This is a genomic window from Comamonas terrae, assembly GCF_001544075.1.
Taxonomy (GTDB): domain Bacteria; phylum Pseudomonadota; class Gammaproteobacteria; order Burkholderiales; family Burkholderiaceae_C; genus Comamonas; species Comamonas terrae.
Genome location: NZ_BCNT01000008.1, coordinates 34,530 through 49,400 on the forward strand (window position 1 = coordinate 34,530; position 14,871 = coordinate 49,400).

At 56.4% G+C, this 14,871-nt stretch carries 15 protein-coding genes; 7 read left to right on the forward strand and 8 right to left on the reverse strand.

The annotated features are described in order from the left end of the window. Window position 1 precedes the first annotated feature (1 nt). From Cte04_RS12990 to pilL2, 3 genes are all read right to left on the reverse strand, one after another. A complete protein-coding gene (locus Cte04_RS12990) occupies window positions 2–532 on the reverse strand; it encodes an integrating conjugative element protein (protein WP_034356796.1) in 531 nt (176 codons plus the stop codon). A 3-nt stretch (window positions 533–535) separates the two neighbouring features. Further along, a complete protein-coding gene (locus Cte04_RS22005; RefSeq protein WP_245633366.1) occupies window positions 536–1,009 on the reverse strand; it encodes a hypothetical protein in 474 nt (157 codons plus the stop codon). A gap of 887 nt (window positions 1,010–1,896) precedes the next feature. Next, a complete protein-coding gene (gene pilL2, locus Cte04_RS13000; protein WP_034356800.1) occupies window positions 1,897–2,400 on the reverse strand; it encodes a PFGI-1 class ICE element type IV pilus protein PilL2 in 504 nt (167 codons plus the stop codon). A 1,146-nt stretch (window positions 2,401–3,546) separates the two neighbouring features. On the opposite strand from pilL2, the gene Cte04_RS13005 reads away from it, so the two are divergent. The 5 genes from Cte04_RS13005 to Cte04_RS13025 all read left to right on the forward strand — a co-directional run bounded on the left by Cte04_RS13005 (window position 3,547) and on the right by Cte04_RS13025 (window position 9,825). After that, the gene (locus Cte04_RS13005; protein WP_034356803.1) at window positions 3,547–4,530 is read left to right on the forward strand and encodes a hypothetical protein; all 984 of its coding nucleotides are present in this window, start codon (window positions 3,547–3,549) and stop codon (window positions 4,528–4,530) included. A 310-nt stretch (window positions 4,531–4,840) separates the two neighbouring features. Beyond that, entirely contained in the window at window positions 4,841–5,389 is a 549-nt protein-coding gene (locus Cte04_RS13010; protein WP_034356806.1) for a hypothetical protein, read from the forward strand. Beyond that, window positions 5,386–8,076, forward strand: coding sequence for a MobH family relaxase (gene mobH / locus Cte04_RS13015; protein ID WP_034356825.1), 2,691 nt, complete (start codon window positions 5,386–5,388; stop codon window positions 8,074–8,076). The genes Cte04_RS13010 and mobH overlap by 4 nt, the downstream gene beginning before the upstream one ends. 1 nt (window position 8,077) lies before the next feature. Beyond that, on the forward strand, window positions 8,078–9,190 hold the full coding sequence (locus tag Cte04_RS13020; protein WP_034356808.1) for a hypothetical protein: 1,113 nt from the start codon (window positions 8,078–8,080) through the stop codon (window positions 9,188–9,190). A 278-nt stretch (window positions 9,191–9,468) separates the two neighbouring features. After that, entirely contained in the window at window positions 9,469–9,825 is a 357-nt protein-coding gene (locus Cte04_RS13025; protein ID WP_245633367.1) for a hypothetical protein, read from the forward strand. Here Cte04_RS13025 and Cte04_RS13030 read toward each other — a convergent pair. Continuing rightward, window positions 9,822–10,625, reverse strand: a complete 804-nt coding sequence (locus Cte04_RS13030; protein WP_157081988.1) for a hypothetical protein — start codon at window positions 10,623–10,625, stop codon at window positions 9,822–9,824. The two genes, Cte04_RS13025 and Cte04_RS13030, sit on opposite strands and share 4 nt — an antisense overlap. 377 nt (window positions 10,626–11,002) lie before the next feature. Between Cte04_RS13030 and Cte04_RS13035 the strand changes: the two genes are divergently transcribed. Both Cte04_RS13035 and Cte04_RS13040 read left to right on the forward strand, forming a co-directional pair. Further along, a complete protein-coding gene (locus tag Cte04_RS13035; protein ID WP_066478196.1) occupies window positions 11,003–11,368 on the forward strand; it encodes a hypothetical protein in 366 nt (121 codons plus the stop codon). 49 nt (window positions 11,369–11,417) lie between these two features. Continuing rightward, entirely contained in the window at window positions 11,418–11,876 is a 459-nt protein-coding gene (locus Cte04_RS13040; protein ID WP_066478200.1) for an AcrIF11 family anti-CRISPR ADP-ribosyltransferase, read from the forward strand. On the opposite strand, the gene Cte04_RS13045 is transcribed toward Cte04_RS13040, so the two are convergent. Genes Cte04_RS13045 through Cte04_RS13060 form a run of 4 tightly spaced genes read right to left on the reverse strand, consistent with a single transcriptional unit; the run spans window position 11,873 to window position 14,871 of the window. After that, window positions 11,873–13,072, reverse strand: a complete 1,200-nt coding sequence (locus tag Cte04_RS13045; protein WP_066478203.1) for a zonular occludens toxin domain-containing protein — start codon at window positions 13,070–13,072, stop codon at window positions 11,873–11,875. The genes Cte04_RS13040 and Cte04_RS13045 overlap by 4 nt on opposite strands. Next, window positions 13,069–13,356, reverse strand: coding sequence for a DUF2523 domain-containing protein (locus Cte04_RS13050; RefSeq protein ID WP_066478206.1), 288 nt, complete (start codon window positions 13,354–13,356; stop codon window positions 13,069–13,071). The genes Cte04_RS13045 and Cte04_RS13050 overlap by 4 nt, the downstream gene beginning before the upstream one ends. Then, entirely contained in the window at window positions 13,353–14,711 is a 1,359-nt protein-coding gene (locus Cte04_RS13055) for an IgG-binding virulence factor TspB family protein (protein WP_157081990.1), read from the reverse strand. The genes Cte04_RS13050 and Cte04_RS13055 overlap by 4 nt, the downstream gene beginning before the upstream one ends. Further along, window positions 14,704–14,871: a hypothetical protein gene (locus tag Cte04_RS13060; protein ID WP_157081992.1), complete on the reverse strand. Its 168-nt coding sequence runs from the start codon at window positions 14,869–14,871 to the stop codon at window positions 14,704–14,706. Before Cte04_RS13060 ends, Cte04_RS13055 begins: the two co-directional genes overlap by 8 nt.

The following is a 14,871-nucleotide window of genomic DNA, read 5'->3' on the forward strand; positions in this document are numbered from 1 at the left end:
ATCAGCGTTTTCCGCGGTTGGCAGGAGCTGGCGAAGCGCGCTCGATGATCTGCGTGCGCGGCACGTTCAGCATGTCGGCTGCACCTACAGACGACTGCACGCGCGGCAGGCCGTCATAGTTCACCATCGGCTCGTTGGGATACAGGCGGGCCATAGCCGCCTGCATTTCACGGTCCCACAAGATGCTTCGCTCCACATCTTGGTGGAAGATCCGCGCCATGCGCTCGGCATACTGACGGCGCTCTGCATCGTTGCGAGCATGAATGCCCAGCACCTCAAGGGGCGAGAGCTCCTTGACCGAGAAATTAGCACGAGGTCCCAGCGACAGCACCTTGGCGCGCTGCATCTCATCGGCAGTCAGACCCCACATCTGTTGCACAGCACGCGCTGTCTCGTCCAGTTGCGAGCGGCCCTGTTGAGTCGTGCTGGGCAGCGAGCTTGCTTCTGCAGTGCGGCCAGTGCGCAGCTGCGCAAGGGCGCCCGTGCTCAGCTGCAATGCGACCACGGTGGCAATAAAGGCAATTTTTTTCATGAATCAGCCTCCATTGCTCACTGAAAGGGTCAGGCCTTGGCTGCCTGGAGCCACGAATGTGGCTGTGCGAGACACAGGATCTGCCGACTTGAGCGACAGACCATTGACCACATCACCTGGGCGCAAGACACGCACTCGGCGATCACCGGGCACGCCCGAGGCGACCACGACCGAAGGCTCGCCGTTCCACATATCGACGGACACAAGCTGGGCACCTGCAGGAGCTGCAGCTGGCTTCGCGGCAACGACCTTTGCTGCTTGGCGGGGAGTAGCCGGCTTCGCCTTCACCATTACGCGCTTGGGCGCTGGGCGCGGCGACGGCTGCTCGACGGGGGCGCCCTGTGCGGCTGCAGGCGCTACAGCACGAGCAGGAGCCAGTGCCGGTGCCGCAGAGGTCTTGCCAGCAAGCGCGTTGGCCTGCTGCATCGCGGCCAACTGCTGGGACATCAGCAACATCATGTCTTCCATGCGCTTCATGCGATCGAGCATCTGGGGGTCGACGCCAACTGGTGTTGCAGGCGCTACTGCAGTGGGGCCCACCGCCATAGTAGGCGCGGGTGCGCCAGTAATAGGGGCACTACCAGCCGGTGCTACAGCAGCGGCCTCAGTTCGCTGGGGAGCCACGTTAGCCACGGCTTGCGGCACAGCACCCACGTCCGCCAGGCTGGCAACGCCTGCATCAGCTGCAGACTGCCGCATAACCGCCTCTGGATCGAATTCTGGCTGCATGCCCACGGGGATTGGGTCCGCATCGCCAGCTGATGCTCCGCCGATAGGTGCCGCAGCCGCATCAGCCAAGGGCGCAAGGGGCAGTGGGGAGGTGTCAGCCAGGCGCGGATCGAACTCGGAAGCATCGAAAGCAGGCTGCGGCGTCACCAGGCCGGCCTCGGGAAGCGATGAGCCAAGCAGATCCAGTGCTGGTAGACGTTTCGGCCCGTATTGAAGGTACCCCACTGCCAATATTCCCACGACAGCCGCAATGCCGACTGTGCGCAGCACCCATGGGTTCGTCGACTTGCGTCGAGAGGGGATTTCGCTGGACTCAACACTCACGGGCACCTCGGCCTTGCGTGGCTTTGCTGCAGCTGGTGCGCGACCAAATGCGCGGGCGAGGAATCCTGGCCGCTTTTCCGCCTCTAAAGGCGCAGCAGCAGCCGCCGCAGTTGCAGTGGCACCACTAAGAGGAGCGGCAGTCTCAAGCTCGCTCAACCAAGAATGATCGACCGCTGAATCATCGACGCCTGTGACCTCGGGAGCCACAGAAACCGCAGGCGGCAAATCTGCCACATCGGGAGGCGGCGGCGGTGGCACGCTTGGCTCAGTCAACTGTACTTCTCCATCGACAGTGCTTTGTTCCGACATGCTCACTCCTTGACGGACGCCTTCGGCTGAGGCGTACTGCTAGGGCTGACGATGGGCTCCAATCGGCGTGGCTTTGGAGCGTTGGCCAGGGTGAACCACACACGTCGGGTGATGTGATCGGTGTGCCAGCGCCATGCTGTGCCCACCAGCACATTCAGCACGTCTTGCACAGAAAACGGGCCCAGCGTGCGCTGAGCCTCGGGCAGCGGCAGACCGAGGAAGCGGCGCGCATCGGAAGTCAGTGATTGGGAATCCACCAGGGCATAGCCCGTACGAAGCAGCGTGTACTCGATGGCTTCGCCAACGGTCGTCACCTGTTCGCGCGGGAATGTGAGCTGGGCCACCAGGGCCAACGGCTCATTCAGATGCGGCTGTGGCAGGGCTTCGGCAGTTGTGTAGCGGCCCAACTGCAGGCGCTTGTTGCCATCAACAAGCTGAGGGGTGGCCTGGGCTGAGGCCATGGCCAGCAAAGCCATGCTGGCAAAGAATCTGGGCATGCGGGTCATGGACCGTAGGAACTCCGTAAAAAGAACCCGGACCACAACCAAGAGGAGGTGTGCGAAGAAGATCAGTGGCCCGGGGGTGTCGACGCAATGCGTCAGTCGCCGGGCCGAATGTTCTTAGAGCTGCCGCTTTGTCACCAGCGGAAACCGTGCGTTACATGCCTAACGGTTAACGCTTGACACAGTGAAGAATAAATGGTTGGTAATTTAAGGGTGTAAAGGATGGCGAGCGGCAGGGGCCGCCTCGCGTACTGGACAAACGGTTTTACTGGGTACAGGGCCTACTCAAAGGGCGCGCATGCTCCTCAAATTTCGGAGCATGCGCAAAGGATTTACTGGTACTGGAAATGGCCTATACGGGCAACGGGCGCCGGCAGCTGGCCTGGGAGGCCAGTTGCCGGCGAAATGGTAGAGATGCGCAATGGACCAAGTCGCTATGGTGCCCGCTTTTGACTAGGCCACAGCACCCGTTACATGAACTGAGCCCCATAACTGTGACATGCGCCAGAATAGACAAAATATTCAATAGGCCTAGAATTATTCACTATCGTTGCTTCAAAGGCGTCCTAAACGTAGGTAAAGAGAAGCAAGTCAATACTGAAAACATGGAGTTATCTTTGGAAGCAGTTGAATGAAAATTTCGAGAAACAATAAAACAAAATCCTAAGTATGTTCAAAGATTAACAGAATATATAGACCATCTGGCTTCAAAAGGCAAAATTATTGAAGCGAAATATTATTTTCATCTACTATATTTAATAAAGCCTGGCCACCCCAGGGCGGTTAAATTGGGTTACGACCTGTCAATAGCCACATTTGATAACGAAGGCGTTAGAAGATTTGATAAGCTGCTATTTGACTCAAAACCTCGCGATGAAGAAATAGCTTTCTTTAGGCTGAAATACTACATCTCGGTAAACAATGTTCAAAACGTTGAAGAATGTTGTTTATTTCTTCTGTCAAAATGCATAAAGAGCGAATATCTGCAAATAGTTGTTGAGGCTTGCGTAAATTTTAAGAGCTACTCAATCGCCAGAAGCCTAATTGAATATTTTGATAAAAATAGACTGATTTTAAGTAGACCATTCGAAGCGCGGATAAGAAGGATTCTCCTCCAACATTTTCTAAATCTGATCACGGAGCATAAGTGTGGGTAAGTTTCTAGTATTAAGAGTTCTCGATAGCAACAGCATTTCTATCCCTCACACGAAGGTTTACGGACAAGTAGAGATTAGATCAAATAAGTCAGACTCTGAGGATGAGATTGAAACACTAAGGCAATCCGCTCAAGAGAACCGAAAGGACTTTAATCATTACGCAATCTGCGCAAGAATTGCAACTATTGTCGAAGCGGAAGATAATGCAGTGGCTACAGGTTATGCTGACAGCATTTTTTCAGAAATATTGGATCTCAAGTCTGTCGATTTCTCCGTTTCTAACTTCAAACTTTCCGAGATAGGATTCGTTAAAAATCTGGAATCTGGATCGATTAGCCCGATAACAAACACCGATTTTGAGCCATCAATGGCGTTCGTGGTTTCTCAGGGCAGCATCCAACAAATAGATTTTGTCAATCACATTCTTTCGTTAGACAATGAACTTAGCAAACGTTATCAACGATCATTGCATTGGGTAAGAAACAGCAAACACGAAAAAAATGCTCAACTGAAGACGCTATTCTACTGTTTCGCAGTTGAAGCTCTGATAAAGGAAACGGAAAATGATAATATTGGTGGCTCTGTTCGTTGGTTTCTAGGATTTCCCAACGGAAAAAACAGAAGTGACGTTTCAGTGACTACTCTTCTTAAGCTAAGGGCACATCCAAGCTACGACTTTTGGAATAAGGAACTCATCGACATTTTTGAAAAGATTCGGGTATTCAGAAATGATTCTGTTCATGCCGGATTCAGGAGTACTGATTTCACAAAGAATGAGCTCAACCTATATAGCCAGATTATGTTATTTGGTGCGTCAAGATGCCAGTCGGCAGTTCGCTTCGCGTTGATAAATGGAATTAAAAATGTTTCAGAATTCAAAGAGTACATTCCAATAATCTTTGAAGAAAACTGCAACATTATTAACGACATTCATGGAAATATAATATATTCATTAGATCAGCTCAAGCATTCATAAGAATTATTAAAAGGAATTCTGGCAGTCGCCTTGTTTCAAAAACTTAAAAAATCAGTCGCCATCTTCATTGATTTTAGATCTGTAAAACAAAAACACACGGCGACGTAGGCCAGTAACAGAAGACTTGGGTGATTGTGAAGGACGCGTGGACATGCGCTAAGTTTGCCAATGTCATTACGGATAGTTGAAGTTGTATTAAGGTGTTACACGGTTAGCATATCCTGGAAAGAAATACAAGCGAAAAGCCTCCGGTCATCACCGCAGGGTTTCGCGCTGACAGCTGAGGGCGCACTAGGTACGGTTGCGCCCCATGGACGACCTCGCCCGCGCACCGCACCTACATAGTCAGCACATCCAGCAGAGAGCCAACAGTGATCCACCATTTCTAGGCCGAGATCCGCTCGATCGTGGCTGCTCGATATTCGCCATCGCAGACAGCCTGCAACTGCTTGGCCTTGCCAGCAAAACCAACCCGCTCATGCGCTGGTTGGGTCGCTTCGAGGGGCTGGAGCAGCATCTGGAAGAGGAGCTTGATCCAATCTTGAGCGTGCGCTCAATCCTGCTGCAGCTGGTTGCTGACCATCCCAAAATGCCGCATGTGCCCAAACCTCAGCAAGAGAAGAATTGGCACAGCTTTGTCATGCGAGTCGTGGCGCAGCCGTTCGTGCAAACATGCGGTGACTGGGGCCGCGACGGCATCGCCTCACGCATCAAATGGGACCCGCTGGAGCAGAGTTTCATGGACTTCCTCGCACTGGGCCAGCCGGGGGAGGAGCTGTCTATCTGGACACCCACCGATGGCAAGTCAGCGCGTGCCCGGCACTTCGCTCGAATCCTGCTCCAAGAGGAGTGCGCGTGAAGAGTATTGCTTCAAAGTTGCTTGCAATGGTGCCCTGGAGCAAGGCCAAGCCCGTGCTGCCTGCGCCTGCAGATCCGCTACCGCCGCCTGATGCGCCAGTAGGGAGGGGGGCTCAAGACCAGACACTCAAGCCCGACGAAATCCACATCGCAGGCAGTGAGCCCGGATGGTTGCGCGTGCTTAACGCCCAGCAGCTGCTGGCCACGGTCCGCGCAGAACGGGCTATCACCCAGATCTGGAGCCAGTCGCACCAGTCGCAGGCCATTTGGGAACGGGACCTGCTGCCAGCGATTCGGCGGTACGCCGAGTTCGTGCAGCTCATGCCGGCCTCCGAAGCCCACCACCACGCCCACGCAGGCGGCCTGCTATCGCACACCATCGAAATGCTGCTTGCGGCCATGACCTGGCGCAATGCCCATCTGCTGCCAGGCGGAAGCCAGATCGAGATCGTGGACGCCCAGCGCGATCAGTGGACCTACGTGGTGTTCTTCTGCGCTTTGCTGCATGACATCGCCAAGCCCATGACCGACTTGCGCATTGCATGGCGTCCAGTTGGCGAGAGCGATCCTATCCGTTGGGCACCTGCAGGCGGAAGCCTGTCACAGATCGCAGGCCAGCGCACTGCCGAGTACCTGGTGGACTTTGCGCCCAAGGGGCAGCGCGATTACAGCGCTCATGCCAAGCTGGCCCAGCTGCTGCTACCCCGCATTGCGCCAGAAAGTGCGCTTCGATTCCTGGCGCACACGCCCACCGCCTTGGATGCCCTGGAGCAATACCTCGCCGGCCAGGACAAGGACAGTCTCGTCGCCAAGATCGTCAAGCGCGCCGACCAGCTTTCAACGCAACGTGCCCTGCAAAAAGGCTCCAAGGCTCGCTTCGCCACTGCGAAGGCCGTGCCTCTCATCGAGCTGCTGATGCAGTCCATGAGGACCATGCTCCAAGCTGGCACACAGCTCCCCCTGAATCGCAACGGTGCGGCAGGTTGGGTGTTCGAGGGGGCGATCTGGTTCGTGGCCAAGCGCCTCGCCGATACCGTGCGAGAGCACATCCAAGCAAACGAGCCCGATGAAAGCGTGCCTGGCAACGCAAAGAACGACCGGCTGTTCGACACCTGGCAGGACTACGGCGCGATCGAGCTCAACCCTGCCAGCGGCCAGGCCGTCTGGCATGTCACAGTGCACGGTTACGCCGAGGATGGGTCAGAGCAGGGGGCCTACATGCATGACTTTGCCATGCTCAAGTTCCCTCTGGCCAAGCTGTTCAACCACGAGAGCAAGTACCCGGCTGCCATGCGCGGGCGGCTGGAGATCCGCGACCGTCGCAAGGATGGAGCAGGGCAAGACGAACATCAAGCTGCTGCAACTCTCAGCGCATCGGAATCTGCGGCGGCGATCGATGCCAATGCACCAGCAGCTGCGGCATCCTCAGCCCAACCATCCCAGGTTGCGGCAAAGCCTGCGAAGCAACGGCCCCAGGATGCGGCAGAAGCTAAAAAGCATGCCGCCATCATGCGAGAGCCCACTTTCACCAAGCCGCCAAATGCTGCGGCAAAGCCCAGGCCAGCGGCAACCCCTGCGGCAGCAACCAAGACACCTGCACCAGAAACTCCATCCCAAACTGCGGCAGTCTTGGCAGCTAGGGCGCCTACGGCGCCAGTGCAACAGACCCAAGCTGATACAGCCTACGAAGAGTTTGAAGCTGGGGCAGCATCGAGATCCGGCGTGCCCACCCCATTGAAGCTGGACTACGACAGCCTCGACAACGGCGAAGCCGCGTATTTGCTTGGCGACAAAGAGGGCAGCTACTTCCTCGATCCATCCGAATCTGCAACAGCATCGGACAGGCCTGGCAAAAAGAACAAGCCGGCCAAGTACCCACAGCCGGCAGAGAAGGGCGCAGCGCCCTTGGAGCAACCATTCCAGCATGCCGCAGCGGTGTCACCACCAGCTGCGCCTCCTCAGCCCGCCACCTTGCACCAGCCGCCCCAAGCTGCCGCAACTACGGCCGCAAGGCCGCCTTCTGTCAAACCTGCAGCAGCTGCGCCGCTGCCCGCGCCAAGCGCACCAAAGAATCCCGCCCCCGAGCCACGCCATGACCAAGTGCCGCGCTCTCAAAGCGTCAGTGCCGAGTTCAAGCGCATGGCCGCTGAGCTGGACGAGCTCGATGACCTGCCCGTGCTCAAGGGGCGCACCGCCACTGCAAGTGCGCCGCCGGCGGCCGCAGCAACACCGGGGCCGGTTCTTCTGCTTCAGCCGCTGCCCGACATCGACGCAAACCCCGACAAGCCGCCACCCGAGCCCAGCCCCCTGGCATTGGCTTTCATGCAGTGGGTGCAAATGGGGCTGGTCAATCGCGAGCTCAAGTTCAACGAGACCGGCGCGGCGATTCACTTCGTGGAGGAGGGCATGGCCCTGGTATCGCCCAAGATCTTCAAGGAGTACGCACGCCATGGCGACCGTGAGGACGGCCACGAGGATCTCACCGTCGACGAGCTCAGCACCAAGACCCAGAGGGAGGTCATCAAGTGTGGCTGGCACCTGCCAGCCGCGAATCGCACAAACATCGTCCGCTATGAGATCCACAGCCGCGGCACCGTAGTGGCCCATCTGTCCTGTGTTGTCCTCACCAGCCCAGGCCGGTGGGTCCAGCCCATCCCCCCCAGCAATCCCGCATTGAAGATGGTTTGACATGAAATCCACCTGCTCAACTGATTACGAGATTGGCGACAACACCCCGCCAGACAAGCGCCTAGAGCTATGGAAATCGCGTAGCTTCTGGTTTCGGCTGCGGCACCGATGGAACGTGCTCAGTGCTTTTGCCGAGGGCAGCTTGACCTGGCGCCACGCCAAGCTCGGCCTCAAATACCCGGATCAGGTCATGTGGCTGCAGCGCTGGCCACCAGGCAATGGATTGATGCCGGTCTGCCCAGCCGTCATTGCCGAGCTTGAGCACATTGATCGCACCATGATGGACTCCGACCGGCCAGTGCCACGGGCCGCTGTTTTTTCACTCCACAGCATCGGCCACGATCGTACCCAGTGCAGGAACTGCGGCGGATCTGGCGGGGCCTTGCCCACGCAATGCCCAGGTCGCCCCATCACCAATGACGAGAGGCAGGCCGTCCTGGATGGGCTACTCGATTACGTCGATGGCCAATGGCTTGGCCAAGTCATCAAGCAAGCCCCGAAACCACTTGCCGAAACCTGCAAACTGGAGCCTCAATTGGCTGCCGAAACCTGCAAACTTGAGCCCAAAACGTCTGCCGAAACCTGCAAACTGGATTTGCCGTTTCCTGCACTCTATATACAAGGGTCTTCTATACAAAGAACTACTACTACGTCTCCAAGCGTCGTAGCGCTCGAAGTGGCACCAGCTCGCGAGGCGCAAGTCTTCTCGGAAAACGACTGGGCAGCGAAGTGCGCAGCCTTGTCGGACGCTGCCAATCAAGGCTGTGGCCAGGTGTACGAGACCTACGAGCTACGCGTGGGGGCCAGCATCGACCTGGCGCTGCTGCAGGTGCCCGAGCTGCAGCTCGATCGCGCCATCGAGATCGCTGTTCAACACGGCTACACAACGCCTGCTCAACGAGCGAAGACCGTGCAGATGCTGCGTGACGATGGTTCTTGCAGCCATGGGTTTGATCCACAAACGTGTCCAGTTGGATGTGGAGACGTCGACAATGTGAACGATTCCATGGTGGATTCAGACTGGATGCCGTGCGGCTCCTGCGGGGGCTCGGAACGTGTCCAGTGCTTGCGACTTTGTAGCAGCGGACGCAGCGCCGATGCCGGAAAAAGATGACGGGTCAAACAAAAATGTTTGACAGTTGGCAGCGAAGTCCTTAGAGTCCGAACCGTGCGTCAACGGGAGCTATTTGTAACTCTCGCGGAATTGGTTAAGAGGAAGAGGTAAAAACGTAGTCCCATGGGACTACTGAAAGCCTTGAAAACTGGAGCTCTAGCGCTCCTATTTTTAGAGCTTTTCTACTAGATACGATGTATATTATGTTAAATCTTAAAGTGAGAGCACTTTTTCAAGGACTGCCAAAGCATCAAGCCGCATAACCTGCGGCTTTTTTGATGATGTTCAGAGCACCATACCCAGCGCATCTGCCCCACTTCGCTACCGTTTTAGACAACGTCCCAGGCACCATCGAACAAAAGGCGCGGCTGCTAGACATAACGCCAGCGACGCTGCGCAAATACAAAGCCCGAGGCCAAGCACCTCGGGCTATTCATTTGGCCCTGTTCTGGGAATCAATCTGGGGCATCCAGACCGCAAACGCAACCGCTACAAACCAAGCGGCCCAGTACTTTGCACTAGCACAAAGTCTCAAGCGCAAAAACAATGAATTAGTCAAGCAAATGTTGACTATGGAAAAGGAGTTAACCAAGCCAGATTTGGCCGCAAACAGCCCGATTTTCCGGATCGGCTAGCAGCCAATGCGAAATTGACGATCACGCGCCAAACGACGTTGCTCGCGAATCCAGTCCATGGTGTAGACCCCGCCACCAGCACGGCCCAGCGAATCCAGCCAATTCACACGGTCCTCAAGAGCTTGGCACTCTGAAGCATTTGCTTTAGCCACGGCCTGCCGCGGAGCCACCGACACAATCTGCTCAGACGCTACAGATCTAGCCTTAGCCCACTGCTGTTGCGCAACTACCACCTGCTGTTCCCAAGAAACGTTCGCTGGAACACTAGCTATGCGCTCCATGAATCGCCCATTTAGGGAGCAGGCAGTACTTTCCCAAAAAAGTCGGCCCTGGAAGTCTTTGCAGAGATAGATTTCGCGCATACCAGACGCATCACCGGCAGACGCAACAGGACTAGAGATAATCACCGGCTTACCGCCTTCGCATGGCTGACTGCTGTAGGCATTACCACAGCGGTAGACCTGACCCTCGCTCGATGGAGCCCGCACTACTGGAGGCTCTGCACTGCGCCCAGCAGGCGATGCAGGCGCAGCAGATGGTGCACCTTGACGCTGACCAACCACTTCACGCACTGGCTCAGGTCTAGATAGGCGGTCTTTCACACCCCTATAGGCAATTACACAAATCAGAGCTACAAAAATCGTCAGAAAGAGCTTGCCAACAAAATTTAGCTCATTATTTTTGGGAGGGCGGAAATCAACATCTAACGACGTCAGCTCATCTTGACGCCAATGTTCCGGGTCCACGTTGCCTCGCGCTCTATAGCGTTCACGCCAGTAATCTCTATCCTGAATTCCCATACTTCACCTCTCTTGGCCGAATCATAGGACAGGAGCGCTCCCGCGCAATTTCCAAAGCATGAGGGCTAAAGCCCTATAGGCGCTCGCCGCGCGGCGTCAGCTGCCCGTCACACACCGCGCCCAGCACCATTCCCCAGAGTTCTCGCCTCTTCGGCCTACGCTAAATCAGGAGCGGCCTTCGGCCTTGGCTTTTCTCCGGGGGTATTCATAAAGCTGCGCTTTACAAAGCTTCCCCACTCCGAAAACCCATCCTGATACCGCTAAAGGCACGGCGAGGAACTCAGGGGAACGGTGCAAGCAAGGGACAGTTCAACGGGCAGCAGACAGATGACGACCCGGCTCCGAATCTAGGGGCCCGGTACCCAAAGGAGGCAGTTATGGCAATCGCAGCAAATTTCAGGAAGTACGCTCAAGCTCTGGCGCTCCAGCTGGTGTTGCCCTTCGGTCGTCCCGTCTGGAATGGTGCACGGCCCACGACGCGCCTCGGCCGCGAGAATCGCGCGCATATCACCCGCGCAATGAAGGCGCGCGGCCTGATTGAGTACCACGAGCCGCGCCCTATTCCTCAATGGTGGAAGGACGCCCAGGCACGCGCGCGCGCTTTCCTCAAGTTTGCTAAGGATGGCCAGCTCAAGCTAGGTCTACAGCAAATCGTCAGCCGCGGCGAATACGAGGGCGCAAACAACTATCGAAAAATGGTGCTGCGCGGGAAGGCGGAGCGCGGCGAAATCGTCATCGCCTAAAGCTGGCCCAGCTCGCTCACTAAACTACGCATCATCGACAGGATCAACAATGCAACTCTTCCACACCAGCCCCACCAAGATTGAGAAGATAACCACCGATGGCCGTTTTGGCGAATTCCTCTTCTTCTCGAACAGCGTATACACGATGACCGCTTCCGCCGCAGTGGTGTACAGCCTTGATCTGGCAGATGCAGACGTGATCGAAGCGGGCCAGCTGTTCTACCACAATGATGCGGCAAAGCTAGACGGCTTGGTTACAGAGCTGGCCGCACGCCTGGACATCAACACAGACGATGCCGAAGCGCTAATCGAAGAATCCAAGTCAGTCTATGACCTGGACAACATCGCGGCCGAAGACGCAGCCGATGCATCGTGGGATGTACAGCTGTTCACGGCACGAGCCGCAAAACTCCTCGGATATCGTGCAGTGCAGGTACAGGACGAGCAAGGCGCCGCCTACTTGGTTGACATGCTAGGCCATGAGACAGAACTAACACCGCAAGCCTAAAGCTGGCCCAGCTCGTTTAAGCGTCCAGTCCGCGCGGCACGAGTGACGTCATGCAGCGTCACTTCATTGGACGCCGTTTTTTTTGGCTCAGGCAGCGGCAATGACGCTTGTGCCGGTTCGTCATCCTGCGCCTTGCCCCTCGCCTCAGGCACAGGCGCCGGTGGCGTCTTAGGCGGCAGCTTATAGGGGTTGAATTTGGCACCCTTGAGCCACTCGCTGCAGGCCTCGCTGGATACGTCCAGACGCTCACCCTCGTTGAGGCAGATACAGCCCTGCTTTGCATTGCAGATAGCTCCGTCGATCGTGGGCATACGCACCACGACACGCAGCTGGTCATATGCAGGCGCCGTCCAGGGCCGGTCAGATATCGCCGGGATGAAGGCAACGCGCTCGTCCACGGCCACGCTGACAGGAGCTGCTGCAGGCGCTACGGCAGGCTGCACAGAGAGAGCTGCAGGGGCTGCAGCAGACCCCGCCGCAGCGCCCTTTTCCGCTTGCGCAACTGCCTCGGGTTGCTTACCACTGATACGGCCGCCGATCCGTTCCAACGTGGTCGGAGCAAGGTAGGCCACACTCGCAAAACCGGCCAGGATGAACCACACGAGGCCCGGTATCTTGCGCGGCTGCTTTGTGTGCAACTCGCTTGACTTGTAGAGCTTGAACACCTTGCGGCTGTACTTCCAGGGCGACTTTGTCATGGCCTTGGAATACAGCAAGCCACGGCTGACATGATCCCATTCGTACACCGTGGCCAGCGGCATGTTTGCCACGCGACGCACGTGCAAATGCCGGCCACCAAGGGCGTGAATATGGCGATCGACATTAAGGACGTTCTGGGTGATAAGGATGAAGTCAACGCCCATGTGGCGGTGCGTGTCCAGGGCCTGCACGTCCTCAGGAATCTTGGCGCCATTCGGCCGCGGCGGCCAGACTTTCTGCACTTCGTCAAACACGATGAGAGCGCCGGGCTTTGCCCATTTGTGCCAATCGCGCAGGCCCTCTACATCACCGCCGTCAATCAGCTCATGGTCAATCTGCAGGCCATTGATGTTGGTATAGATGGTGCGCGGATGCTCAATCTCGTTGCCCTCCTCGTCCCTGCCCTTGATGGTTTTTCCGACCTGGGGCAGCAGCAATTTTTCAATCGTGTAGAGGGTCTTGCCCGCGCCGGGCGTGCCGGTAATTACGGTAATCATCCTGGGTTCACTCCAAGGACTTTTGTAGCGCTCTGTATTTGCCAGAGCGTGACGCGAAAGGCTATCGCACCCAAGATCATGCCCAGGCAGTAACCGCCACCGGCCAGCAAGAAGAGATTGAGCATGTCCGCAGGCAGCGAATTGACGCTATTGACCAACTGGGTCTTGATAGCGTCAATGGACGCCGTGACGCCGACGATGGAGACCACCGAGAAGCCCAGCGCAGCGAGTAGCCGGGCGAAAAGCGGCTCCACCAGCGACATGAGGAAAGCTGCAACTTTCATGGCTTGAGCGCCCCCACCAAGATGCCCGCAACAATCAAAGCAGTGATCGCAAAAGCCAAAGGCCGCACGTTGGCGACGATGTATTGACAATCGCGCGACCAATCAACGACCTTGAGCTGCTGACCACCTACAGTCGCGTATTGATCAGCCGGACAGGAGCCACCGCCGAAAGCGTTTTCCGGCGCAAAGGTAATGCTCTTTTGCGCCTTCGGTATCTTGTCGTCGGGCACATCGGTATCGACCTTTTGACAGGCAAGGATGTCAGGATGCTTTTCGCACAGGTCCTGCTTATCCTCATCTTTCGGTTCGCGCTGCTGATCGCCAGGATCTGGCTTCGCACTACCATCTGGATTAACGTTCGGTGTCGGTTCCGGCTTAGCTTCAGGGCCCGGAACTGGCCGATTAACAGGCTGCACATCCACTTGCCAAGGATTCGACGCCGTAGGCGCAGGGACAACATTCACGCCCGGCTGCGTATATGGCTGATTTGTCGTACTAGGAGCCTGATTAGGATTGTATTTAGGGTTAGGAACAGGGTTCCCAGTTGGTATGAATGTAGGCTGAACTTCAGGCAGCTTCACCGGCCAAGATGCAGGCCACACAACGTTAGGCAAATCATCAACATCGACGCGCGGATCAGGCTGCAGGATCTCAACAAACTTAGGCTGATCCAAGGCTGGACTAACACAAGTACTACCGCTCAAAGACCACTTATCAGGACAGCGAAGATCAGTACCCCCTCGAGTAGCTTGACGACTTACAACAGATGGAGGCGCATTAGGCGAATACGTATCTTTTTGATAGCAGTTGTAGGTATCGCTATTAACAGCTTGGACGTGATCGAAAATCATGCGCCCAGGGGTGTAAGACGACTCCGTAATATATGCACGACAAGCAGCCTCCGCACTTCCGTACGGCCCTTTGCCATTGATATACCACGAGCCGACCTCGGCCGGCTGCTGCTGCGTCCATCCCTTTGCCACATCGTATGCGAGATTGGCAGCGCCAAGCCACGTCGCAACAGCTGCGGCAGTACGCAAAGCTGGATGCGTAAAGATTGCAACAGCTGCCACTTTTTTCACAGCCTCTCTAGCCAAAGGCAACTTCGCAGGTATAGATACCGTTTTGCCATTAACCGAAAGAGCAGCATTGGCATTGATGCGCCCCAACTCTGCTATAGCAACTTCAGCCGCAGACTTTGAAACGCTATACGTCGCAGCAGCACCCACGCCGGGGCTCCAACCGACAGGCGCAGAGAGCTGCGTATATCCAGCGTGGCTCAATGCCACGTGACCCAAAGCAGCAGCGACAACCCCAGCGCGAATAAGATTTCGATAGAGCTTGGCATTAATCACGATGTGAATCAGTTGAGAACAGGCCGAGCAGCCGCCGCAGGCAAAAAATCGCGGCGCAGGCCACGAAAAAAAGCATTGCGAGATCGGACAGATCAGCCAGGGTTTCCGGATTCGGCGGGGCCGGCGTGACCTGCACGACGATGGTTTGCGTATCGGACAT

What these genes read in the sequence shown, in the direction of transcription:
- Cte04_RS13010 (WP_034356806.1), top strand. Translation starts at nt 4,841, where the DNA reads ATGGACGACCTCGCCCGCGCACCGCACCTACATAGTCAGCACATCCAG.
- Cte04_RS12990 (WP_034356796.1), bottom strand. Translation starts at nt 532, where the DNA reads ATGAAAAAAATTGCCTTTATTGCCACCGTGGTCGCATTGCAGCTGAGC.
- Cte04_RS13020 (WP_034356808.1), top strand. Translation starts at nt 8,078, where the DNA reads ATGAAATCCACCTGCTCAACTGATTACGAGATTGGCGACAACACCCCG.
- Cte04_RS13025 (WP_245633367.1), top strand. Translation starts at nt 9,469, where the DNA reads ATGATGTTCAGAGCACCATACCCAGCGCATCTGCCCCACTTCGCTACC.
- Cte04_RS13040 (WP_066478200.1), top strand. Translation starts at nt 11,418, where the DNA reads ATGCAACTCTTCCACACCAGCCCCACCAAGATTGAGAAGATAACCACC.
- Cte04_RS13060 (WP_157081992.1), bottom strand. Translation starts at nt 14,871, where the DNA reads ATGTCCGATACGCAAACCATCGTCGTGCAGGTCACGCCGGCCCCGCCG.
- Cte04_RS13030 (WP_157081988.1), bottom strand. Translation starts at nt 10,625, where the DNA reads ATGGGAATTCAGGATAGAGATTACTGGCGTGAACGCTATAGAGCGCGA.
- Cte04_RS13050 (WP_066478206.1), bottom strand. Translation starts at nt 13,356, where the DNA reads ATGAAAGTTGCAGCTTTCCTCATGTCGCTGGTGGAGCCGCTTTTCGCC.
- Cte04_RS13045 (WP_066478203.1), bottom strand. Translation starts at nt 13,072, where the DNA reads ATGATTACCGTAATTACCGGCACGCCCGGCGCGGGCAAGACCCTCTAC.
- Cte04_RS22005 (WP_245633366.1), bottom strand. Translation starts at nt 1,009, where the DNA reads ATGAAGCGCATGGAAGACATGATGTTGCTGATGTCCCAGCAGTTGGCC.
- pilL2 (WP_034356800.1), bottom strand. Translation starts at nt 2,400, where the DNA reads ATGACCCGCATGCCCAGATTCTTTGCCAGCATGGCTTTGCTGGCCATG.
- Cte04_RS13035 (WP_066478196.1), top strand. Translation starts at nt 11,003, where the DNA reads ATGGCAATCGCAGCAAATTTCAGGAAGTACGCTCAAGCTCTGGCGCTC.